This is a genomic window from Phaeobacter sp. LSS9 (assembly GCF_003443595.1).
Taxonomy (GTDB): domain Bacteria; phylum Pseudomonadota; class Alphaproteobacteria; order Rhodobacterales; family Rhodobacteraceae; genus Phaeobacter; species Phaeobacter piscinae.
This window is the reverse complement of record NZ_CP031956.1, coordinates 26,226-49,425: the sequence shown is the minus strand read 5'-3', so window position 1 is coordinate 49,425 and position 23,200 is coordinate 26,226. Positions and strand designations below refer to the sequence as shown.

Annotated in this window: 22 protein-coding genes; 4 read left to right on the top strand and 18 right to left on the bottom strand. The window is 62.3% G+C overall.

Annotation, left to right across the window (positions count from 1 at the left end; genetic code table 11):
• Positions 1-30: 30 nt before the first annotated feature.
• From D1820_RS00255 to D1820_RS00235, 5 genes are all read right to left on the bottom strand, one after another.
• Positions 31-360 (bottom strand): hypothetical protein, encoded by a 330-nt coding sequence (locus tag D1820_RS00255; protein WP_096868451.1) that lies wholly within the window; start codon positions 358-360, stop codon positions 31-33.
• A 235-nt stretch (positions 361-595) separates the two neighbouring features.
• A complete protein-coding gene (nusB, locus tag D1820_RS00250) occupies positions 596-1,087 on the bottom strand; it encodes a transcription antitermination factor NusB (protein WP_118067490.1) in 492 nt (163 codons plus the stop codon).
• The gene (locus D1820_RS00245) at positions 1,084-1,635 is read right to left on the bottom strand and encodes a 6,7-dimethyl-8-ribityllumazine synthase (RefSeq protein WP_118067489.1); all 552 of its coding nucleotides are present in this window, start codon (positions 1,633-1,635) and stop codon (positions 1,084-1,086) included. The genes nusB and D1820_RS00245 overlap by 4 nt, the downstream gene beginning before the upstream one ends.
• A gap of 1 nt (position 1,636) precedes the next feature.
• Positions 1,637-2,758, bottom strand: coding sequence for a 3,4-dihydroxy-2-butanone-4-phosphate synthase (gene ribB / locus D1820_RS00240; protein WP_014874000.1), 1,122 nt, complete (start codon positions 2,756-2,758; stop codon positions 1,637-1,639).
• 364 nt (positions 2,759-3,122) lie between these two features.
• Positions 3,123-3,716, bottom strand: coding sequence for a riboflavin synthase (locus tag D1820_RS00235; protein WP_118067488.1), 594 nt, complete (start codon positions 3,714-3,716; stop codon positions 3,123-3,125).
• Between the two features lie 245 nt (positions 3,717-3,961).
• Here D1820_RS00235 and D1820_RS00230 point away from each other — a divergent pair, with 245 nt between their 5' ends.
• The 3 genes from D1820_RS00230 to D1820_RS00220 all read left to right on the top strand — a co-directional run bounded on the left by D1820_RS00230 (position 3,962) and on the right by D1820_RS00220 (position 8,522).
• Complete coding sequence (locus tag D1820_RS00230) at positions 3,962-5,254, top strand: capsule biosynthesis protein (RefSeq protein ID WP_118067487.1); 1,293 nt, start codon at positions 3,962-3,964, stop codon at positions 5,252-5,254.
• A 96-nt stretch (positions 5,255-5,350) separates the two neighbouring features.
• Positions 5,351-6,487: a polysaccharide biosynthesis/export family protein gene (locus D1820_RS00225; protein WP_024097976.1), complete on the top strand. Its 1,137-nt coding sequence runs from the start codon at positions 5,351-5,353 to the stop codon at positions 6,485-6,487.
• A 4-nt stretch (positions 6,488-6,491) separates the two neighbouring features.
• Positions 6,492-8,522 carry a capsular polysaccharide biosynthesis protein gene (locus D1820_RS00220; RefSeq protein ID WP_118067486.1) on the top strand — a complete coding sequence of 677 codons (2,031 nt, stop codon included), beginning with the start codon at positions 6,492-6,494 and terminating at the stop codon, positions 8,520-8,522.
• 42 nt (positions 8,523-8,564) lie between these two features.
• Here D1820_RS00220 and ribD read toward each other — a convergent pair whose 3' ends face one another.
• The 5 genes from ribD to D1820_RS00195 form a co-directional block, all read right to left on the bottom strand.
• A complete protein-coding gene (gene ribD, locus D1820_RS00215) occupies positions 8,565-9,644 on the bottom strand; it encodes a bifunctional diaminohydroxyphosphoribosylaminopyrimidine deaminase/5-amino-6-(5-phosphoribosylamino)uracil reductase RibD (protein ID WP_118067485.1) in 1,080 nt (359 codons plus the stop codon).
• 38 nt (positions 9,645-9,682) lie between these two features.
• Positions 9,683-10,150, bottom strand: a complete 468-nt coding sequence (gene nrdR, locus D1820_RS00210) for a transcriptional regulator NrdR (protein WP_014873994.1) — start codon at positions 10,148-10,150, stop codon at positions 9,683-9,685.
• 120 nt (positions 10,151-10,270) lie between these two features.
• Positions 10,271-10,687 carry a secondary thiamine-phosphate synthase enzyme YjbQ gene (locus D1820_RS00205; RefSeq protein ID WP_118067484.1) on the bottom strand — a complete coding sequence of 139 codons (417 nt, stop codon included), beginning with the start codon at positions 10,685-10,687 and terminating at the stop codon, positions 10,271-10,273.
• 40 nt (positions 10,688-10,727) lie between these two features.
• Positions 10,728-11,216 carry a hypothetical protein gene (locus D1820_RS00200; protein WP_118067483.1) on the bottom strand — a complete coding sequence of 163 codons (489 nt, stop codon included), beginning with the start codon at positions 11,214-11,216 and terminating at the stop codon, positions 10,728-10,730.
• 33 nt (positions 11,217-11,249) lie between these two features.
• Positions 11,250-11,660 carry a hypothetical protein gene (locus tag D1820_RS00195; protein ID WP_096788819.1) on the bottom strand — a complete coding sequence of 137 codons (411 nt, stop codon included), beginning with the start codon at positions 11,658-11,660 and terminating at the stop codon, positions 11,250-11,252.
• 259 nt (positions 11,661-11,919) lie between these two features.
• Between D1820_RS00195 and D1820_RS00185 the strand changes: the two genes are divergently transcribed.
• Entirely contained in the window at positions 11,920-12,594 is a 675-nt protein-coding gene (locus D1820_RS00185) for an SDR family oxidoreductase (RefSeq protein ID WP_096870869.1), read from the top strand.
• A 105-nt stretch (positions 12,595-12,699) separates the two neighbouring features.
• On the opposite strand, the gene D1820_RS00180 is transcribed toward D1820_RS00185, so the two are convergent.
• The 8 genes from D1820_RS00180 to D1820_RS00145 all read right to left on the bottom strand — a co-directional run bounded on the left by D1820_RS00180 (position 12,700) and on the right by D1820_RS00145 (position 23,020).
• Complete coding sequence (locus D1820_RS00180) at positions 12,700-12,999, bottom strand: hypothetical protein (protein ID WP_096868444.1); 300 nt, start codon at positions 12,997-12,999, stop codon at positions 12,700-12,702.
• Positions 13,000-13,218: 219 nt separating this feature from the next.
• On the bottom strand, positions 13,219-15,207 hold the full coding sequence (rpoD, locus tag D1820_RS00175; RefSeq protein WP_040180881.1) for an RNA polymerase sigma factor RpoD: 1,989 nt from the start codon (positions 15,205-15,207) through the stop codon (positions 13,219-13,221).
• Between the two features lie 130 nt (positions 15,208-15,337).
• A complete protein-coding gene (gene dnaG, locus D1820_RS00170) occupies positions 15,338-17,587 on the bottom strand; it encodes a DNA primase (RefSeq protein WP_118067481.1) in 2,250 nt (749 codons plus the stop codon).
• 1 nt (position 17,588) lies between these two features.
• Complete coding sequence (locus D1820_RS00165; protein WP_118067480.1) at positions 17,589-17,927, bottom strand: hypothetical protein; 339 nt, start codon at positions 17,925-17,927, stop codon at positions 17,589-17,591.
• Between the two features lie 38 nt (positions 17,928-17,965).
• Positions 17,966-18,511 carry a sarcosine oxidase subunit gamma gene (locus D1820_RS00160; protein WP_118069929.1) on the bottom strand — a complete coding sequence of 182 codons (546 nt, stop codon included), beginning with the start codon at positions 18,509-18,511 and terminating at the stop codon, positions 17,966-17,968.
• Entirely contained in the window at positions 18,504-21,425 is a 2,922-nt protein-coding gene (locus tag D1820_RS00155) for a sarcosine oxidase subunit alpha family protein (RefSeq protein WP_118067479.1), read from the bottom strand. Before D1820_RS00155 ends, D1820_RS00160 begins: the two co-directional genes overlap by 8 nt.
• On the bottom strand, positions 21,425-21,685 hold the full coding sequence (locus D1820_RS00150; RefSeq protein ID WP_118067478.1) for a sarcosine oxidase subunit delta: 261 nt from the start codon (positions 21,683-21,685) through the stop codon (positions 21,425-21,427). The genes D1820_RS00155 and D1820_RS00150 overlap by 1 nt, the downstream gene beginning before the upstream one ends.
• Positions 21,686-21,766: 81 nt before the next feature.
• Positions 21,767-23,020 carry a sarcosine oxidase subunit beta family protein gene (locus D1820_RS00145; RefSeq protein ID WP_118067477.1) on the bottom strand — a complete coding sequence of 418 codons (1,254 nt, stop codon included), beginning with the start codon at positions 23,018-23,020 and terminating at the stop codon, positions 21,767-21,769.
• Positions 23,021-23,200 lie beyond the last annotated feature (180 nt).

The window sequence follows — 23,200 nt, the reverse complement described above, 5'->3', positions numbered from 1 at the left end:
CCCAAGCCACATCGAAACGCGGACTAAAGGTCAGCGACGCGGCAGCTGTCTGGAGGCTTTCTCGGCGGGGACCCGCACAGGGATCATCTCGCGTTTCACATCCGGCGTGATGCGCATTCCGCCCCGCGGGCCATCGTCCTTCCCTGCGAGCGACATCACGGCATAGCCGAACTGCACTCCAGCAAAGACGATCCCGTTCATGAACCACAGGAGCGCAACCGCCAGCAACCCGCTGTCCGATGTGCTGACCAGATGCCAAAGGTTCATTACATTGAACCACAACAGCATCCCGACAAAGGCCCCGGCGATGGCAAAGCCAATCACCACATTCTGAATATAGAGTCTCACCAGCTTCGGCATAAAACGCCCTCCTGCTACAGTAAAAACGGTAGCATTCTTTGCTGGGGCGTCCAGCGGCAAATGGCAGATCGGCGGAATTTGACGCATGTCGCCCGGTCTTTGACGCTCGCCTTCGGAAGCAGAATCAAAAAAGCGCGCCACTGGGGCACGCTTTCCAATTGTCTTCACATGACGCTCTATCTTCACCTGGCTTTTTGCATCCCGTTACCAAGGGATGCCGCCTGCCAAGCGGGCCTCAAAATGCCTCAGGCGCTGCCTCGCGGGCCATGTGGTCCAGCACGGCGTTCACAAATTTCGGCTCTTTCCCTTCCGGGAAGAAGGCGCGTGCGATATCGACGAATTCGTTGATCACCACCTTGGGCGGGGTTTTACCCGTCAGAAACTCAGAGCCAGCGGCACGGAACAAGGCGCGCAGCGTCGGATCGATCCGGGCAATCGGCCATTTGGCCACCAGCGCACGGTCGGTCATCTGGTCAATCTTGGCCTGTTCGTTGACCGCGCCCTCAATCAGCTTGCGAAAGCTCTTGGAGTCGCCCTCAGCCATTTCATCGCCGTCATAGACTGCACCAAACCGGTGGTCTTCGAATTCGACGATGACCTTGTCAAAGGTCAGATTGCTATGTTCCATCTGAAACAGCGCCTGCACGGCATAAAGCCGGGACGCTGATTTCATCTTGTGCTTGTCACTGCCCTTGCGAGCGGCGCCCTGGCTGTCCGAGGTGGTCATGCGGTGGTGGGTCCATTATCTGAGTCGGCCAGTCTGATGGCCTCGGAAGGGGCCTTGAAGCCGACTCCCTTGGTTTGGGCGCCCCATTTACGCGTCAGCGCGATCAGATGCAAGGCCGCAGCGGCAGCGCCGCCCCCCTTGTTCTGATCTTTAATATCTGCGCGGACCTCTGCCTGCTTGCGATTTTCCACGGTCAGGATGCCATTGCCGATGCACAGCCCCTGCAAACCCATCAGCTGGATGGCCCGGCTGCTGTCATTGCAAACGGTTTCATAATGTGTGGTTTCGCCCCGGATCACACAGCCCAGCGCCACATAGCCATCAAAGTTTGAGCTGCGATCGGCGATTGCGATGGCGGTGGGCACTTCCAACGCGCCGGGCACCTCGATCAGCTCACAGGTGCCGCCTGCGGCCTCAATCTCCGCCTGCGCCCCGGCGACCAGATTGTCGGCAATGTCCTTGTAATAAGGGGCGACGACAATCAGGAGCTTCACCGGCTTGTCAAAGGTCGGGCGGTCCAGCGTGTAGTGGGTTTCATGTGCAGCCATATCAAGCGTCCTTCAACAGAGGTTTGGTGCCAACAATGGTCAGCCCATAGGCATCCAGTCCAACATAGGTGGTGGAGGGCGAATCTGTCAGCAGCACCAGCTCCTGCAGCCCCATTTTTGAGAGGATCTGCGCGCCCAGACCGGTCTGCTTGATGGTGCGCGGACCCTCGTCGTCCTGCGCATAGAGCGCGCTACGCGGCTCGCGGAACAGGCAGACCACACCGCGCCCTTCCGCGGCGATCAACTCCATCGCGCGGGGCAGCTGGCGGGCCGACTTGGGCCCTAGCCCCAGCAGATCGGTCGCCTCATGCAGCGCGTGGGTGCGGGTCAGCACAGGTTCCGGCGTGGTGATATCGCCTTTGATCATCACCACATGTTCGATGCCATGGGTCTGATCGGTAAACAGGCGCATCTCCCAATCACCACCAATCTCGGCCGTCACAGTCTCGCGCGAGGTTTCAACCACCAGATTGTCGTTGCGCGCCCGGTAGGCGATCAGATCGCTGATCGTGCCAATCTTCAGCCCATGCGTCTTGCCAAAGGTGACCAGCTCCGGCAACCGCGACATGGTGCCGTCATCATTCATGATCTCACAGATCACCCCGGACGGGTTCAGCCCGGCGAGGCGCGAGATATCAACCGCAGCCTCGGTATGGCCCGCCCGCACCAGAACCCCGCCCCGCTTCGCCCGCAGCGGAAAGACATGGCCCGGTGTCGCGAGCGATGCCATGGTGTTATTCTCGTTAATGGCCTCCGCAACGGTCAGCGCGCGGTCGGCTGCCGAAATCCCGGTCGAAACACCCTCGCGCGCCTCGATTGATACGGTGAAGGCGGTTTCATGACGCGAGGAGTTGTTCACAGCCATCATTGGCAGCCCCAGCGCATCAACCCGTTCGGCGGTCATCGGCAGGCAAATCAGCCCCCGCCCGTGAGTCGCCATAAAGTTGATTGCCGCAGCATCCGCAAATTCGGCGGCAATCACCAGATCGCCTTCGTTTTCGCGATCTTCGTGATCCACGAGGATAAACATCCGCCCCTGGCGGGCCTCTTCGATGATCTCTTCAATCGGGCTGATTGCATCGCGCAGCTGGGCTTCAATCGGCCCCGGTGTTTCAAAGCTCATTCAGGCAACCTTTCGGTGGGCAGTCGTGGACAGCGGTCTATGCGACCCCCACAGCCCCGAGCAAGGCCGTGGATACCAAAGCGGGATAGACCAGCCATCCCGCAAATACCAGCCCTGCATGCGGCAGACCATAGCCCGGACGCGGCGTCGCCGTCAGCAGCAGGCCTGTCAGTTGGCGGGTTGGATCGTCAACGTGGCAGCGTCCCGACCTGCCAGTCGCCCTGCAGTCAAGCGTTGACGCGCGCCGCCAAGGAGGCGCGCTCGGCCCAACGCTCTGCGCGGCACTGGTGGTGCCGCGACCAAGGGGCGGGAGCCGTTTGCCTCAGCTCTAGACGGTCGTTCCGGTCGGCGTAGGTGACCAGAGTTAGCTTGCTTCGTTCAACCGCGCGACGTAGCGGGCCAGCGTGTCGATCTCCAGGTTCACCGCATCACCGACAGCCACATCCCCCCAGGTTGTAACCTCTTTGGTGTGCGGGATGAAATTGATGCCGAAATCACAGCCCTCCACATCATTCACAGTCAGTGAAGTCCCGTTGAGCGCAACCGACCCCTTCGGTGCGATGAAACGTGCCAGATCCTGTGGCGCGCGTAGGGTAACACGGGTGCTGTCACCCTCATCGCGGATATCCACCACTTCGGCGACCCCATCGACGTGGCCTGACACGATATGGCCGCCCAACTCATCACCAACCTTCAGCGCGCGTTCCAGATTGACCCGCTTGCCAACGGTCCAGCCGTTGCCGCCGATATTGGTCTTGGACACGGTCTCGGCCGAGATTTGCACGTCATACCAATCGTCACCCAGCGCGATCACTGTCAGGCAAACGCCGTCGGAGGCAATCGAGGCGCCGATATCAATGGTGGCGGTGTTATAGCCGGTCTTGATCCGCGCCCGCAGGTCGCCCTGCTGCTCCAGCTCGGTGATGATGCCGATATCGGTGACGATGCCTGTGAACATGGGCGGGCTCCTGCAAATGCGGTTGTGGCCGTGTTGATCGGCCGGCGCCTCTCTGGTAGCCATTGGACCGCCGCGCGGCAAGCCCCGCTGTTGCCGGATGAACCCGCCCGGCTCTGCAAATGCCCGACACCGATGGCCGCTCTTGCCTTGCGCTGGTCCGGCGCCCTACCCTAGACCGCGAATATGGTTAAGCCGAATTAGCGGTTAAGCCATTGTTTGTACAATCGGGATATATTTGACCCATTATGCACAAGACCGACGATCCACAGCGCGCTTTCCTGTTTCTGCAAGGGCCTCACGGGCCGTTCTTTGCCAGTCTGGCAGAGATGCTGCAGGCGGCTGGCTGCGCTGTCTGGCGCGTCGGTTTCAACGCGGGCGATCAGGCGTTCTGGCGCGACAAGACCAGCTACCTGCCCTATCGCGGCACACCGGAGGACTGGCCTGCACATCTTGAACAGGTGCTGAGTGATCGTCAGATTACCGATCTCGTGCTTTACGGCGACACCCGTCCGATCCACGCAACAGCTGTGTCCGCTGCGCGCGCACGCGGCATCCGGGTGCATGTGTTTGAGGAAGGCTATCTGCGCCCGTACTGGATCACCTATGAACGGGAGGGCTCCAACGGACATTCCCGGCTGATGGACATGCCGGTCACGCAGATGACCGCGGCCCTTGCCCTGTCCGACATGGAGGCACCATTGCCGCCGTCCCATTGGGGCGATACCCGGCAGCATGTCTTTTACGGCGCGCTTTATCATGGCTTTGTCATGCTGCTCAATCGTGGCTACCGCCAGTTCCGCCCCCATCGGGCGCTGCCGGTCACCCGCGAATTTCAACTATATCTGCGCCGCCTGCTGCTGATGCCGTTTCAGGCACTTGAGCGTCGGATCGCCACAAGACGCATCCGCAACGGCGGTTTCCCCTACCACCTGGCGCTGCTGCAACTGGAACATGACAGCGCCTTTCAGGAGCATTCGCCCTTTGCCAGCCTGACGGATTTCCTGACCGACGTGTTTCAGGGCTTCGCTGAGGGTGCGCCACGTCATCACCACCTCGTGGTCAAGGCGCATCCGCTTGAGGACGGCCGGGTTCCGATCCGGCGCACCGTCCGTCAGCTGGCCAAACGCTACGGGCTGGAACATCGCGTGCATTACGTGCGCGGCGGCAAACTGGCCGCCCTGCTGAACGAGGCCCGCACCGCCGTTACCGTGAATTCAACCGCAGGTCAGCAGGTGCTCTGGCGCGGCATCCCGCTGAAGGTGTTCGGCAAGGCTGTCTATGACAAGCCAGAGTTTGTTTCGACCCAGCCACTGGCGGACTTCTTTGCCGCGCCCGCAAGGCCGGACAACCGCGCCTATAAGGACTATCGCCGCTATCTTCTGGAAACCTCGCAACTTCCCGGTGGCTTCTATTCCCGCAAGGGTCGCCGCCAACTGCTGCGGCAGGTGGTGGATATGATGCTGGCGGCAGAAGACCCCTATCAGGCGCTGATGCAGGGGACAGCGGCACCGCGGCAACAGTTGCGTGTGGTGAGCTGAGGCGCCACATCTCTAAGGCTGGATTTTTTCAAGACACTGCGCTAGCTTGGCCCCAAAACTTGAGGCAAAACAATAATAGGTCGAGGAGACCGAGCAGTGAAAACCGTTCCCTTTCAATGGGCGCGACCGGTTGCGATTCTGGCCGCAGTCTCGCTGGCAGCATCCTGTGGCCTTCCCCAGGTCGGCCCGAACAAGCGTCAGATCTACGCCGGTTCCGTGCAAAAAGAAGGCGATGCCTTCATCGTTTCGGTCAATGACCGCGTCACCCGTGCCACCGCTGTTGTGCCCGCGCTTGGGTTTTCTGACAGTTTCCGCAGCGCCGGTCGGCTGACCTCCGATGTGATCCGCCCCGGCGACGTTCTTGGCCTCACGGTTTGGGAAAACGTCGACGACGGGTTGCTGGCGGCTGAAACAACCAATGCCACGGTTCTGGAAGAGGTGCAGGTCGATAGTGCCGGCTTCATCTTCGTTCCCTATGCTGGGCGGCTGCGCGCCTCGGGCAATACGCCGGATCAGCTGCGCCGCACCATCACCAAGAAGCTGGAAGACCAGACCCCGGACCCACAGGTTCAGGTGCGCCGCCTTGCAGGCGATGGCGCAACCGTCAGCCTCACCGGGGCTGTAGGTGGACAGGGTGTCTACCCGATTGAACGCCCCACCCGGACGCTGGCGACCATGCTGGCCCGTGCAGGCGGCGTCGCGATTGAGCCTGAAAACGCCCAGATCACCGTCATTCGTGGCGCCGAGCGTGGCACCATCTGGTTCCAGGATCTTTTCAAACACCCGGAGCTGGACATTGCCCTGCGCGGCGGGGACAAAATCCTGGTGGAAGAGGACAGCCGGTCCTTCACCGCATTGGGCGCCACCAGCGCGCAGGCGCGCGTCCCGTTTGAAAGCCAGAACCTCTCCGCCCTTGAAGCGATTGCGCAGGTCGGCGGTCTGGTCTCCACCGCGTCGGATCCCACCGGCGTCTTTGTGTTGCGCAATGAACCTGCCGAAATCGCCAATCAGGTCTTGGGGCGCAACGATCTGATCGGCGCGCAGCGGCTGGTCTATGTGCTGAACCTGACCAAACCCAACGGGCTGTTTGTGGCACGCGACTTTGTCATCCGCGATTCCGATACGCTCTACGTGACAGAGGCGCCCTACGCCCAGTGGACCAAGACGATTTCCCTGCTGGCCAGCCCGCTGGCCCCCATCGCCAGCGTCGAAAGTTTGGCCAGCGGCGGCTGATGACATGACGGGACAATACCCGACGACCAAGGCCGGGGGCGCGCGCTCCCGGCTTTTTTATTACAACGCCGGCTTCCTGCGTCAAAAGCGGCTGCGGCGCATCCTGTCACTGGCCGGGTACGACCTGCGCCTCGGCAAACCAACCGCCGATGATCTGGTCGCGGTCTGGGGCAATGCTGATACCGCCCATCGTGGCCATGCTGTGGCTGAGGCCCAGGGCTGTGAGCTGTTGCGGGTCGAGGACGCCTTTCTCCGCTCGATCCATCCCGGCCGCACGGGAGAGCCGCCATTGGGGCTGTTACTGGACCGCTCCGGGTTACATTTTGACCCTGCAACCCCCTCCGATCTGGAGCAGCTGCTGGCCTCGCACCCACTGGATGACAGCGCATTGATGCGGCGCGCCCGGCGCGCCATCGCACGGCTGCAAGACGCCCATCTGAGCAAATACAACGCCTATTCACCGCAGGCACCGGTCCCTGATCCCGGTTACGTGCTGGTGATTGATCAGGCTCGTGGCGATGCCTCCGTCCGTGCCTCGACCCCGTTCGAGGGCACCGATCACGCGCGATTTCAAGAGATGCTCTATTACGCCCAGGACGAACATCCTGGCGCCCGTATCATCATCAAATCCCACCCAGAAGACCGCGCAGGCCACCGCCCCGGCTACTACAGCGCAGCAGACGCGCAGGGCCGGGTTGAAATCCTTGACGCGCCGGTGTCACCCTGGGCGCTGCTGGAGGGCGCAATCGCTGTCTATACTGTATCGTCGCAAATGGGGTTTGAGGCGATCCTCTGCGGCCACAGGCCCCGTATCTTTGGCCAGCCCTTCTACGCTGGCTGGGGCCTCAGCGAGGATGAATTCCCCATCACCCGGCGCCAGCGCCGCCTGACCCGCGCGCAGCTGTTTGCAGCCGCGATGATCCTTTATCCCACGTGGTACAGCCCCCACCACGACCGCCTTTGCGAGCTGGAGGAGGTGATCGACGCGCTGGAGGCAGAGACCCGCGCCTGGCAGCAGGACCGCGCCGGTTGGATTGCCTCCGGCATGCGGCTCTGGAAACGTCACCCGCTACAGAATTTCTTTGGCCGCTACCGGCGCCTGCGGTTTAGCAACAGCGCCAAAACGGCAAAGGCCAGCGGGCGCAACTGGATGATCTGGGCCGGACGCACGAGCACCGGGCAATCTCCCGGCGCTCATCGTGTCGAGGATGGCTTCCTGCGGTCGCGCGGCTTGGGCGCGGATCTGATCCCGCCGCTGTCGCTGGTGGTGGACCGGCAGGGGATCTACTACGACCCCCACCAGCCCAGCGATCTGGAGGATCTGATCGCGGCCCGCACCACCCTGACGCCGGAGCAGCAACAGCGCGCAGAAGCCCTGACCAAGCGACTGGTGCAGGACAGCCTGTCGAAATACAACCTTGGCGGCACGGTGCCGGACCTGCCGGAGGGGCATCGGGTGCTGGTCGTGGGACAGGTGGCCGATGATGCCTCGGTGCGGCTGGGCTGTGAGAAAATCGCGACCAACGCCGATTTGCTACGTGCCGCGCGCGCTGCAAATCCGGACGCGGTGCTGATCTACAAACCCCACCCCGATGTAGAGGCCGGACTGCGTAGTGGCAGCATCGCCGCAGAGCAGCTGGCGGATGTGGTGGTTCCCGACAGCGATCCGATGGCGCTCTTGGATATGGTACATGAGGTCTGGACGATGACGTCGCTGATGGGGTTTGAGGCCCTGCTGCGCGGGGTGAAGGTCACGACGGTTGGCGCGCCCTTCTATGCCGGTTGGGGTCTGACCACGGATCTGGGAGCCGTCCCGGTGGCCCGTCGCCGTGCACGCCCCTCGCTGATGGGGTTGGTGCACGCTACGTTGATCGACTACCCGCGTTATGTGGATCCAGTCAGCGGCCTGCCCTGTCAGGTGGAACTGGTGGTTGAGCGACTGGCCAAAGGAGAAATCCCCGAGCCGAGCGCCGCCAACAGAACACTGGCCAAGCTTCAGGGTCTGCTGGCCACCTACGCCCACCTGTGGCGCTGATCTGCGCGCACTGAGGGGGCCTTTGGCAGTGGGCGCCTGCCCCTACTCGCGCAGGGAGCGCGTCCAGCGGTGCTGGATATCAGCCCCGACCGGGCGGACATCCAGCAAATCAAAGCGCGGCGCCTCGACCAATGTGTCCAGCCCGAGGCCGCCAATCGAAGACAAGCCATCGCCGCCGATACCCAGCCCTGCGGTGAACCCGATCAACTCATCCACCAGATCCTGCGCCAGAAGCGAGGCCGCAAGCGCACTGCCCCCCTCGCAGAAGACCCGTGTCAGCCCGGCCTGTCCCAGTTGCTGCAGCACGTCGCCTGCGTCCAGTTGCAACCCGTCCGCCGCGCAGGGCAGCAAGACCGCCCCCAACCCTTCCCAGGCGCGCAGGCGTTCAGTGTCGGCTCCGGCACCGTGGCAGATCCAGACCGGAATGTCGCGCGCGCTGCGCGCCAACTGTCCCATCAGCGGCAGATCCAGATGACGCGAAATCACCACCCGAACCGGCTGATGGGTCACGCCAAGATCCCGCACCGTCAACGAGGGATCATCGGCCCGCGCGGTGCCGCCGCCCACCATCACCGCATCATGGCGCGCCCGCATGGCATGTACGGCCCGCCGCGCCACCGACCCGGTGATCCACTTGCTTTCGCCTGTTGCGGTGGCAATACGCCCGTCAAAACTGCTTGCCAGTTTCAGGGTAACAAAGGGACGTCCCTGTTCGGTCTTCAGGAAGAACCCGGCATGATCCCGCGCCGCCGCATCTGAACAGACCCCGGTGGTGACCGTGACCCCTGCGTCACGCAACATCGCAAACCCATGACCTGAAACACGCGGGTCGCTATCCTCAATCGCGGCGACAACACGCGCGACACCGGCGTGGATCAAGGCCTGCGCACAAGGCGGTGTCTTCCCGGTGTGGGAGCAAGGTTCAAGCGAGACATAGGCGGTTGCGCCGCGCGCCAGCGCCCCGGCCTGTTGCAACGCCTGCGGTTCAGCATGGGGACGCCCGCCCGGTTGCGTCCACCCACGGCCAACGATGCGTCCGTCGCGCACAATCACACAGCCCACCGCCGGGTTCGGCCAGCAGTTCCCCTGCCCGCGCCGCCCCAGTGACAATGCCAGCGACATGAACCTCGCGTCCTCGGGCCGCGCCCGTTCTGCGGGGCTCACTCTTCCGGCGCCACCGGCGGGCGCAGTTCGTGAACGAAATCCTCGAAATCATCCGCCGCCTGGAAATTCTTGTAAACGCTGGCAAAGCGCACATAGGCAACGGTGTCGATCCGGGCCAGCGCCTCCATCACGATCTCACCAATCTTGCTGGACTGAATATCGGTCTCGCCCATGCTTTCCAGCCGCCGCACAATACCCGAAATCATCTGGTCAATGCGTTCCGGTTCAATCGGGCGTTTCTGCATGGAAATACGGATCGAACGCTCCAGCTTGTCGCGGTCGAAATCTTCACGTTTTCCATTGGTCTTGATCACAACGAGATCACGCAGCTGCACCCGCTCGTAGGTGGTAAACCGACCGCCGCAGGCCGGACAGAACCGGCGTCGGCGGATCGAGACATGATCCTCAGCAGGGCGCGAGTCTTTTACTTGGGTGTCGATATTTCCGCAAAATGGGCAGCGCATCAGCTGTCCCCCCTGTTCCAGTCCGCCGGTCAACGGGACGCCGCTGCGCCCTTATCCACAACTATATGGCAGCCTCTAGGGTTTGGGTAGAGGTGAATTGCGACCACAAGATGCCGGGGCCTAGACCAGATGCGCGATCACCCTGCGGCTGTGTGGCGCGTCGCGATGCTCGAACAGGTAGATACCCTGCCAGGTACCCAAAGCAGGGCGCCCATCGCGCACAGGGATGGACAGGCTGGCCGGCAACAACGCTGCCTTGATATGGGCGGGCATGTCGTCCGGCCCTTCATAGGTATGACGCAGATAAGCCATCGACGGATCGGAGGCCGGAGGCACCAAACGGGACAGATAGGCCAGCAAATCGCCCTGCACCTCCGGATCAGCGTTTTCCTGGATCAACAGCGAACAGGACGTGTGCTGCACAAAGAGCGTCAGCAGCCCCTCGCTGCGCCCGCTCTCCTGCACCCAAGGGGCGATTTGGTCGGTTATCTCATACAGCGCCTGGCCACGGGTTGTGACGGTGAACTCTGCCTGCATGGCCTCTGCCCTTGGTCCTGATTGCCTTGATCTGGGCGCCTTAGTTGCGGCTGCGGAAGGGGAAAATCCAATCTTCGCACTTGCCATAAGCCGCATTGGCGCGGAACGCATATCCCGGCGTCAGGATATCGCCGGTCCAATTGCCGGTAAAGGGCGTCACCCCGGCGGCCGCCGGATCCAGCGTGAAGCGCACGGCAGAGCGGGCACCAGTGGTGGCGCTGGGACCGATACCGTCCACGGCGTAGATCTTCGTCTGCCAGGACAGCCCCAGGGATTTGCGCACATAGTCTCCGGCGGCACACCAATAGTCTGATTTCAAGGCTCCGGCCCGGCCAATCACCTCAAACTGCCCGGTCCCGGCGGGCACCACCTCCAGCCGGTTGATGGCGCGAAAGGCGAAGGCCGGTGTCGACAGGGCGATCAGAACCAGCCCGGCGCCTACGGGTCCCAGAATCCGTCCACCTGAGGTAGGAATAATGCGGCCCGCTACTTTGGTAAGGCGGGAGGTCAAACGGGAAAGAAAACGCATGGGCAACCTCCTGGTTCGGGGCCACTGTGATCCTTAGAAGCGGGTAAAAGCAGTTGTGCATTGGTGGTCAGCCTGCTGAACACTCAGCCGGTCGCCGACGCGATAGGCGTTGGTCCGCTTCAGCCAGCTGTCGCCACGCTCGCTCGCAACCGGTGTCAGCGTGAAATGCACGGTGGATTTGCGGTTCACAGCGACCCCGGCGCCCAGGCCACGGGCGACGTAAATGTCCTGCCCCCAGCCAGCGCCCAATGCGCGGCGGGCGTAGTCGGCAGCCCCACACCAGAACGCCGAACGAACAGCGCCCTGCGGCGGGGCCACTTCGAACTGGCCATCAGACAGCGCAAAAACCCGCGCCCGGTCAGGGGTGACATGGGCTGTCGGCGCTGCCTCTGCACAAGCTGAGAGCGCAAGCGTCGCTGCAAGGGGTAAAGAAAGTAGTCGCATGATGCCAATCCCTGAATAAGTTAATCTGCCGCGCGTCCGGACTGAAACCTTCAGGCCAACCCGGCCGGCACTGCAAAGCGTGCAAAATAGGTCTCAGTCTTGAGATAGGAGGCCAAAGGCAGGATTCCAGATACCGAGCGGTGCGGCCAGTCACAACTGATCACTTTCACCGAGGCAACGCCACTTTGCCGCGGCGGCGCAACCAAACACCTGGTCACCGCGTTGAGCAGCCAAACACCCAAAGCGAGAGGATCTTTTCATGGCTCAGAAAACCTTGTTCATCACCGGCGCCTCCAGCGGCATTGGCGCGGCAACCGCCCGTGCGGCCCATAAGGCAGGTTGGAATGTCGGGTTGTTTGCCCGTTCCGAAGACAAATTGCACACCCTTGCCGAAGAACTGGGCGATGGCGCCTTGGTCCTGCCCGGCGATGCAACGAAGTTCGAAGATCAGGTTGCCGCCCTGCAACATCTTCGCGACAGTTTCGGCCAAGTGGACGCTGCCTTTGCCAATGCAGGCACCGGACTGAACACACCCGGCACGGAGAAGGGGGATCCGGCTGAATGGCATGATATGGTGCATATCAATATCATGGCGCTGCTTTACACCGCCAAGGCCGCCTTGCCGCATCTGAAACGTCAAAAGGGCCACATGGTGCTGACCGGCTCGGCAGCAGGGCGCGTGCACATCCCCGGCTCAATCTACGGCGCCTCCAAATGGTTTGTCCATGGTTACGGTGGCAATCTTGCTGAAGAGATGAAGGAATGGGGCGGTCGCTGCACGGTGGTTGCACCGGGCATGGTTGACACTGCCTTCTTTGATGAGGCCAAGCCCGACAAGCTGAAACCCGAAGATGTGGCCGATGCCGTCGTCTTTGCACTGGAGGCTGATCCGCGCAACGCCGTGCGCGAAGTGTTCCTAATGCCCACCGGCTGACCCAGCAGTCGCAGACCTTATCTGTCGCATACCATCCGGGCGTGGATCACATCCCGTCCGGGTGGTTGCAACGACATCACAAGTGCCGTCGGCAGAACACCCGGCTTAGTGGCGGCGCTCAGTGGGAAAGGGTATGATTTCAGCGGTTTGCCCTTCGGTTAGGGCCGTGGCCAACACATCCAGAACATCCGGGTCCGCCGCCTCACCAGCCTCTTCGCCGAAGGCGGCGCAGGCCCGGTCCATCAACATGGCGCGGGCAGCTGGGGCGTCCAGCTCCTCAAGCAACGCGCGATCCTTGCGCATGATATCCACCAAAAATGCATTCGCTTTGGTCAGCGCGCTGAGCGATCTAAGTTTATCATCCAACACGGTGAGTGCGTCGTTCAAATTCGAATTTTGCGGCATTGGACCCCCTCCGATATCGCGAAATTAATATGTTGGTAACTTAGGTACTCGCAGGCCGAAAACAATTGCTGACCGTTAGGAATGGTTAACACACCAACCTGCCGGTATGTCGTCAAGCGCCCTGTATTTCGCCCCGCATCCAGCGCAACCCTGCACACGCGCAACAAAAAAAGGCGCCCCGAGTGGGACGCCTTTTGCTTTGATGCAACCGCATCACTGTTACTGGTCGAGGAACGACCGCAATTTGCGCGAGCGGCTCGGGTGCTTCAGTTTCCTGAGCGCCTTGGCCTCAATCTGACGGATCCGTTCGCGGGTCACGCTGAACTGCTGGCCAACTTCCTCCAGCGTGTGGTCGGTGTTCATACCGATACCAAAGCGCATCCGCAGAACCCGTTCCTCGCGCGGGGTGAGCGACGCCAGAACCCGAGTGGTGGTCTCCTTGAGGTTCTCCTGAATGGCGCTGTCCAAGGGCAGCACGGCATTCTTGTCCTCGATGAAATCACCCAGCTGGCTGTCTTCCTCGTCCCCGATCGGGGTTTCGAGAGAGATCGGCTCCTTGGCGATCTTCATCACCTTGCGGACCTTCTCAAGCGGCATTTGCAGCTTTTCGGCCAGTTCTTCCGGTGTCGGCTCGCGGCCGATTTCATGCAGCATCTGGCGGCCAGTACGGACCAGCTTGTTGATGGTCTCGATCATGTGGACCGGAATACGGATGGTCCGCGCCTGATCCGCGATGGAACGGGTGATCGCCTGACGGATCCACCAGGTCGCATAGGTCGAGAACTTGTAACCGCGACGATATTCGAATTTATCCACCGCCTTCATCAGGCCGATGTTGCCTTCCTGAATGAGGTCAAGGAACTGCAGGCCCCGGTTGGTGTATTTCTTGGCGATGGAGATCACGAGACGCAGGTTGGCCTCGACCATTTCCTTCTTGGCCTGACGGGCCTCTTTTTCGCCCTTCTGAACCTGCTGCACAATGCGGCGGAATTCAGAGATATCCAAACCAACGTATTGACCGACCTGGGCCATGTCAGCGCGCAGTTCTTCAACCTTCTCGGTCGACCGCTCGACAAACATCTGCCAGCCGCGCCCGGGCTTTTCGCCCATCTCAGCCAACCAGTTCGGGTCCAGCTCGCGACCGCGATAGGCCTCGACGAACTCACGGCGGTTAATGCGGGCCTGATCTGCCAGCTTCACCATGGAACTGTCGATCGACATGACCCGACGGTTGATCCCGTAGAGCTGGTCGATCAGCGCTTCGATCCGGTTGTTATGCAGGTGCAACTCGTTCACCAGCAGCACGATTTCTGCGCGCAGGGACTGATAGACCTGCTCGTCGCGTTCGCTGAAGGAGCCATCCTCGTTCAGGGTGGCCGAAATCCGGCTGTCCTGCATCTCGCTCAGCTGTGCGTAGTCCGAGGAGATCTGCTCCAGCGTGGTCAGCACCTTGTCCTTCAGCGCCGCTTCCATCGCGGCGAGGGACATATTGGCCTGATCATCTTCGTCGTCGTCATCGTCCTGGGCAATCGGATTGCCGTCGGCATCCAGCTCCGGGCCGGTTTCCTTGGCGGCGGGCTTGTTCGCGGCCACGGCGGAGGTATCCACCACCGGCTCGCTCACCTCGCCATCCTCATCCAGCTGGTTGCCGAATGTCGCCTCAAGGTCGATCACATCGCGCAGCAGAATATCTTCGGACAGAAGTTCATCGTGCCAGATGGTGATCGCCTGGAAGGTCAGCGGGCTCTCGCAGAGGCCTGCGATCATCGTGTTGCGACCGGCCTCGATCCGCTTGGCGATGGCGATCTCGCCCTCACGGCTCAGCAGTTCGACAGATCCCATCTCGCGCAGATACATCCGCACGGGGTCGTCGGTGCGGTCCAGCTTCTCAGCTGCCGCCCCGGCCACCGCCACTTCGCGGTTGCTCTCGGTGGTCACCAGTTCGGTCGAGCCTTTCTGCTCTTCCTCTTCGGCTTCCTCATCCTCGATGATGTTGATGCCCATTTCGGAGAGCATGGACATCACATCCTCGATCTGCTCCGAACTCACCTGATCCGGCGGCAGGACCTGATTGAGCTGATCATAGGTGATGTAACCCTTCTCACGCGCTTCGGCGATCATCTTCTTGACCTGAGCCTGGCTCATGTCGAGAGAGATTTCGGGCTCCTGATCGTCAGGTTTGCGGTCGTCGGTATCTTTGGCGGCCATTCAATGCTCCTCGTAGGGGCTGGGGCGATTCGGTTTCGCGAATCATTATCGCGATCCGCTGATTCGTCACCCGGTTTACCCGTTTTTCTTTCGCTCTTCCTTAGCAAAACGACTCACTGCGGCGCAGCGGTCACTTCTTGGAGTAGCCAATTCGTTCCAACAGGGCTCCGAAAGCGTCGCGTTCCTCACGGTTCAGACGCGCTCCGTTCTCCCCCACATCATATTGCGCACGGTCTTCATTCTCGCTGCGCACGGCCTTGTTGCGGGCTTCTGCCGCCTGCCCCAGCCGCCATGTCACGGCTTCATCTGCCAGCCCGTCCAAATCTTCCTCCGCCTCGGCCAGTTCGGCGTCGAGCCCACGGCTCGCCTCCAGTTTGGCAAACTCCTCCGCCAGGGTCAGGCTGGCCACTTCAACGTCACCGGGACGGCGCAGACAGGGGCTGATTGCCACATGGCGAAGCGCAAAGAGGTTTTCAAGGGCATGCGCCCCGGCAGCTGCAGCTATTTCCTCTTTCAGCCGTTCGGGCGCATCCACGCCATGGCGCAGCACCAGATCGCGCAGCAGCGCGTGATCTGATCCGATACAGGCCATGCGCTCCAGATTGACCTCATATTTGGCGATGACGGCCGGGGTGGTGATCACCGTGGCCAGGATCACCGCCTCGCGCACCCGGACCAGCGACTCCTCGCTGCCACCAGCCAGCAGAGAGTTGCGCGTGGTTTCCAGCGGCTGCGGTGGGGCGTTCTTGCCCCGCCAGGGCATGCGCGTACCATCGCGAAACCCACTGCCCTTGCGGGATTTGCCGCCCGCATAGCCACCTTGCTTGCCTGCATAGCCCTGACCGCCCGATGAGTCGGACCGACCGGCAGGCACACCCGCTGGCGCGGCCCCGGCATCGTAGGGCCCAGCATCATAGCCGACATCATACCCCGGATCGTAGCCCGCCGGATCATACCCCGGGTCGTACCCAGCGTCGTAATCTGCTCCAAAACCGGGATCATCTGCGGGCCTGCCCCCCGGATCAAAACCAGGGTCAGGCGCGGAATCGAGGCCGAGATCCAGACCGGACCCGGCAGGATCCTCCCGCGAGCGCCCCCCGCGAAACAACTCCCAGCGCAGATCCTGCAGGTCTTCACCATAGTGGCGGCGGATCGACGGATCGCGGATCAGCCGGATCTTGTCGCGCAGCGCCTTGTCCAGCGCCGCCTTGCGTTCCGGGCTATCAAACACCTTGCCTTCGGTCTCGCGCTGCCACAGCAGCCGCACCATTGGCATCGCCTGATCCAGCACCGCCTGTACGGCCTCGCGCCCTTCGGCGCGGATCAGATCATCCGGGTCCTTGCCTTCCGGCATCAGCGCAAAGCGCAGGGATTTCCCCGCCTCCAACAGAGGCAGGGCCAGATCGATCAGACGCATCGCTGCGCGCAGGCCTGCAGTATCCCCATCCAGCGCAATGATCGGCTCATCCGCGATCCGCCACAGCATTTGCAGCTGGTTTTCAGTGATTGCCGTGCCCAAAGGCGCCACTGACGCCTCAAAGCCGCCTTCGGCCAGCGCGATGACATCCATGTAACCTTCGGCAACAAGCAGCTGGCCGGATTTCCCGGAGGCGGTGCGCGCAGGCCCGTGATTGTAAAGGCTGCGCCCCTTGTCAAACAGCGCCGTCTCCGGAGAGTTCAGATATTTCGCATTGTCGCGCGGATCCATTGCCCGCCCGCCAAAGGCAATCGCCCGCCCGCGCGCATCACGGATCGGGAACATGATCCGGTTGCGGAAGGTGTCATAAGGTTTGCCGCCCTTGTTGGACGGTTTGGCAAGACCTGCCCCCATGATCAACTCTTCCGGCACGCCCTTGCCGCGCAGCGCATCCCAGAGGTTCTGCCACCCTTCCGGCGCAAAGCCGATTTCCCAACGTTCCAGTGCGGGGCCGTTCAGCCCGCGTCGCGCCAGATAGCTGCGCGCGCCCTCCCCGGCCCGCGTGTTGAGTTGCAGGCGAAAGAACCGCACGGCCTGTTCCATCACCTCGGCCAGTTGGGCCCGGTGATCCTGTTTCTGCTGCGCCCTTGGATCACGGGCGGGCATTTCCATCCCCGCCTCCTGCGCCAGAATCTGCACCGCCTCCATGAAGCCGACATTCTCGGTTTCCTGCACAAATTTCAGCGCGTCCCCTTTGGCATGGCAGCCAAAGCAGTAGTAAAACCCCTTGCGGTCATCGACGTGAAAGCTGGCGGATTTCTCATGGTGAAACGGGCATGGTGCCCACATGTCGCCCTTGCCCTGGTTCGATTTGCGCTGATCCCACATGACCTTGCGCCCGACAACCTGGGTGAGGCTGACGCGGGTGCGCAATTCGTCAAGGAAACCGGGGGGAAGCGACATCTCAGTTGCTCTGCAGCTGCTTTTTCATCTTCTGGATCTGATCCCAGTTTTCCAGGCACTGCTGTTCCATCAACGCGCCCAGATCCGTATTGCGCAGATCGCGCTTGCGCAGGCTGTAGACATGGGCCGTCAGTTGCGGGATGGCCTTGCTGTACTGGTCCGGCCAGCTGGGATCGCTGGCCAGAATCGTCTGGCTGACCTCCGCCTGCTTCACCCGGTCCAGCCGCGCCTGCTGCACCGCCGCCATGACCTGCCCTTGATACTTGCAGCTTTTTTCTTTCTTTTCAGCTGCATAGACTGGCGTTGCCAGCAATGCCGCGACAAGGGCAAGACGGATCATACAGATGACTCCCGGAATCAGTTGGTGATCCAGAGAGATTACCCCCGTGCCGCGACAGCTTCCATCGCTGTTTTCAGATCATCCACAAGTGTCTCCGCCATGGAGCGGAACACCATGATCTGCAGGGTCTTTGGCCCAAGCCGCGTGATGGATGCCGCCATATGTTTCAACTCACAGCGAACCGTGTGGCCGCGTTTGAACACAGCTGGCCGCAGATCCACCGGGCAGAGCCGTGCCAGCACCGCATCTCCCTGCGCCCCCTCCAGCCGGACCACCGCCCAACCGTCGCTCTGATCGGTCAGTGCAGCATGCTCGACCAGGGCTGGATCCGGCCGGACGCCGCTCAGCAGGGCCATCTCTCGGCCAAACCAGATAATCCGCGCGCCCGCTTTGGCATGGCTGCGGTTCGGTCCCGGCCAGCGCAGCCCATGCGCCGCCTCCAAGGCAGCCGACAGCGCGCCCGCCTGCCCAGCATAGGGCGCCAGCGTCGTCCTCTCTTCATCCGGCGCTTCAGTCAGCGACAGCGCCCCGACCTCTAAGGGCAGCAGCCCGGCACAGGTTTTTTTTGCACTCAACTCAACCACGGGCACGCTCCCCTTCCGGATCAAAGAACACTGGCTCCACAATCTCGCACAGCGTATCCAGGCCAGCCGTGTGATCCACCATCCGAATAGGATCACCGATCCTGTCCGGGCCAGCCTTGATCAGCGCCAGACCAATCATATGGCCCAATGTCGGCGAATAGCAGACCGAGGTCACATAGCCCTGATCAGATACCCGCGTGACCGGATCCTCCGGGTCAAACAGATGCGCCCCGGCTGTCAGTTGCTGCACCGCACCGGTGGGTTTGATCCCCACCAGCCGCATGCGGGTTTTGTCGACCAACCCTGCGCGCAATGCCATCTCGCGGCCCACACAGGGCTTACCGGAGCGCAACATTCCATCAAACCCCAGATCATGCAGCGTCGCCGTGCCATTGATCTCGGCATGCGTCAGAAACCCTTTTTCAATCCGCAGGACATTCAGGGCCTCCAACCCGTAGGCCCCACCGCCCAGCGCTTCGGCCCGGCGCAGCAACTCGCCAAAGAGGCTCTCACCGTAGCGCGCCGGCACCGCCAGCTCATAAGCCTCCTCACCCGAGAAGGAGATCCGGAACAGCCGCGCGGAAATCTCACCCAGCGCGATCTCACCACAAGCCATGAACGGCCAGTCCTCAGCCACAAAATCTGCGCCAAGCAGATCCTGCAACAACGCGCGCGCTTTGGGACCGGCGATGGAAAACTGCGCCCATTGCTCGGTCACGGAATTGATCCGCACATCCCAATCGGGGTGCAATGCCTGGGTTACGAACTCCAGATGCGCCATGACCTGCCCAGCGGCGGCGGTGGTTGTGGTCATCACATAGTGGTTCTGCGCCAGACAGGCGGTGGTGCCATCATCCATCACAAACCCATCTTCGCGCAGCATCAGACCGTAGCGCACCCGACCCGGTTTCAGCTTGGCAAAGCCATTGGCATAGACATAATCCAGCAGCTGCGCCGCATCCGGTCCCTGAATATCAATCTTGCCGAGGGTGGAGACATCTGCGACCCCCACCGCATTGCGCACATACCCGACCTCGCGGTCACAGGACTGCCGCCAATGGGTCTCGCCGGCTTTTGGGAAGTAGCTGGCCCGATACCAAAGCCCCACCTCCATCGTATGGGCGCCCATATCCTCCGCCAGCCGGTGCGAGGTCAGCAGCCGCCGGGGCGCAAAGCCCTGATCTTCGGCCCCCGCCCCCATTACGCCGATCGGCACCGGCACGTAAGGTGGGCGGAACGTGGTGGTGCCGGTCTCGGGGATACTGCGCCCCGTAGCCTCCGCCAGAACCGCCAGCGCAACCACGTTTGAGCTTTTGCCCTGATCCGTGGCCATCCCTTGGGTGGTGTAGCGCTTCATATGCTCGACCGAGCGGAAGTTCTCGCGCCCGGCCTGACAGATATCCTTGACCGTGACATCGTTCTGAAAATCAACCCAGGCGCGCCCACGCCCCGGCACCGACCACAGTGGGGAGATGCGATACTCAGCCTGCTCTGCCTCAGGCACCTCTGCCGCAACCGCCCGCTTGCCCAATGCCTCAAGCGCGCGCGCGCCCGCCTCAGCGCCATCTTGCAAGGCCGCCGCGGTGGTAAACCGTCCGCGACAGGCCCCCACGGGCTCCAGCCCGGGGACCGCACCGTCCTGCGGCACAAAACACGCAAGGTCCCGCCGCCAGCGAGGCCGCCCGTTCAGATGGCAGGTCAGGTGCAGCGTCGGATTCCAGCCTCCGGACATCGCCAGGCAGTCGGCCTGCAACTTTTCCTCACCCGAGACGGAGCGCAGGGTCAGGCTCTCCAACCGTTGTCGCCCAGAGGCATTGCAGACCTGTGCCCCCCGGATCACCCGGAAATCAGGGCTCTGCGGGGCGTCATGGCGGCTATCGATCACCGCCGCCACATGCACCCCCGCCGCCACCAGATTCTGTGCCGTGCGGTGCGCGTCATCGTTATTGGCAAACACGGCCACCCGTTCCCCCGGCGCCACGCCCCAACGATTGAGATAGCTGCGCACGGCCCCAGCCATCATAATCCCAGGTCGGTCATTATTGGCAAAGGCCACAGGCCGCTCCAACGCGCCCGCCGCCAGGATCGCCCGTTTGGCCACCAGCCGCCAGAAACAGGCGCGCGGCGCGGCTCCTGCCTGCGGCGGCGGTGTCTCCAGCGCCCCATAGGTGCCCTGATCATAGACCCCGGTCACGGTGGTGCGGGTCATACGGCGCACATTGTCCAGACTGTCCAGCTCTGCCACCGCATTGGCGACCCACTCTCGCGCAGGCTGCCCCGCGATGGTTTCCCGCTCACTCAACAGTCTTCCGCCCGGGGTGCTATCCTCGTCACACAGGATCACATCCGCGCCACCCCGCGCCGCCGTCAGCGCCGCCATCAACCCCGCAGGCCCGGCCCCGATCACCAAGAGATCGCAGAACCCATAGGCCTTCTCGTAGGTCGCATCATCCGGCGCACCAGACAATGCCCCCAGCCCGGCGGCGCGACGGATGATCGGCTCATAGATCTTTTCCCAGAACGCCGCCGGCCACATGAAGGTCTTATAGTAGAACCCCGCGCCCAGAAACGGCGCTGCCAGATCGTTCACTGCCATGGCGTCAAACCCAACCGACGGCCAGCAGTTCTGACTACGTGCCGCAAGTCCTTCATATAAGGACAGCGTGGTGGCCCGCAGATTGGGCTCCTGTGCGGCCCCCTCCTCCACCGTGACCAGCGCGTTTGGCTCCTCACTGCCAGCGGTCAGGATGCCGCGTGGGCGGTGATATTTGAACGACCGCCCCACCAGATGAATGTCATTGGCCAGAAGCGCCGCCGCCAGCGGCTCCTCTTCCCGCCCCCTTAAGGCGCGCCCATTGAAGGAAAAGCCAACCTCGCGCGCCTCCGCTGCGCCTTCCCAGCCCGCGATCCGCATCAGCCCTCCTCCCCGGATGTGGCCAACTGGGCCGCGAGCATTTCGTGGCTGGACGTGTCCCGCCGAACCCGGATCCAGCTGCCGCAGCCCTGCTGATGATACCACCACTCCTCAACCGGGCCGGCGGGATTGTCCCGCAGATGGACATGCGCATGCCAGACCTCAGGACTGTCGCCCTCTGCGGGCGCCGCAAGCGCAGCCCCGCGGTAATAGAACTCGCGCCGGTCACGCTCACCACATAGGGGGCAGGTAATCCTCATGGTTGACGCCCTTTCACCTTTCCAAAAATACTCATCCCCGCCTCTGCGGCGGCCACTGGTGTTCGTTCGGGAATGCTGGGATCAATGCAGATTATGCTGCGCACCGGTCGCCTCCTCATCCATCAGACCACGGCCCGTTTCAAACCGGTCCAGCCGGAACCCCGCTGCCGCCTCATGGGGGCGGTCCATCGCGATCAGATGTGCATAGCATTGCCCAGAGGCCGGCGTCGCCTTAAAGCCGCCGTAGCACCAGCCCGCATTGAGATAGAGCCCCTCGATCGATGTCCGGTCGATGATGGGTGAGCCATCCGGTGTCATATCCATGATACCACCCCAGCTGCGCAGCAGCCGCGCCTTGCCGATGGCGGGCAACATCGCCATGCAGGCCTCCATCGTGTGTTCCACCATCGGCAGATTCCCCCGTGCCGCATAAGACGCGTAGAGATCCAGGTAGCTGCCAAAAACCAACCCGCCCTTGTCGGACTGGCTGATGTACAAATGGCCCTCAGCAAAGGTGAGCACATGATCAATGATCGGCTTCAGCCCCTCTGTGACAAAAGCCTGCAAGACATGGCTCTCAATCGGCAGGGTCAGGCCCGCCATCGCGGCCACCTGGCTGGACCGCCCGGCTGCGGCCATTGCCACCTTGCCCGCGCGGATCAGACCACGGGAGGTCTCAACTCCGATGACCTTGCCGCCTTCGGTCCGAATGCCGGTCACCTCACAGTTCTGCAGGATATCAACACCGCGCTGATCCGCACCCCGTGCAAAACCCCAGGCCACCGCATCATGGCGCGCCGTGCCCGCACGGCGCTGCACCAGAGCCCCCTGAATGGGAAAGCGATTGTTGGCATAATTCAGCAGCGGCACCATATCGCGCAGCTGATCGCGGGACAGGATCTCGGCGTCATCGCCCTGATTGATAATCGCGTTTGCGCGCCGCACGGCGCTGTCACGCTGCGCATCATTGTGGAACACGTTCAAGATCCCACGCTGCGACATCATCGCATTATAGTTGAGGTCCTGTTCCAACCCCTCCCACAGCTTCAGGGAATGGGAGTAGAACTCAGAGTTGCCCGGCAGATAATAATTTGCCCGCACGATGGTGGTGTTGCGCCCCACATTGCCACCGCCGATATAGCCACGCTCCAGCACGGCGATATTGGTCATGCCGTGATCCTTGGCAAGATAGTAGGCGGTCGCCAGCCCATGGCCCCCGCCCCCGATGATCACCGCGTCATACTGCGGTTTCGGATCCGGGTCACGCCAATGGCCCTGCCAGCCCCGGTTGCCTGTCAGCCCTTCACGCAGCACGCGCCAGCCAGAAAATCGCATTCCCGCCCCCTTCTCGTCCCGTCGGAGCCGCCGCCTGCCGCCACGTGTGGTCGGACAGGGTCGCGGACGCCGCCTGAGCGACAGTCTGGCGCGATCTGCGCCCGGATACCAGCCCCACGCGCGCCGCGCCGGACGTCATCTTGATGATATCAGCACCATGTTCAGGACATGTCTGTCTAG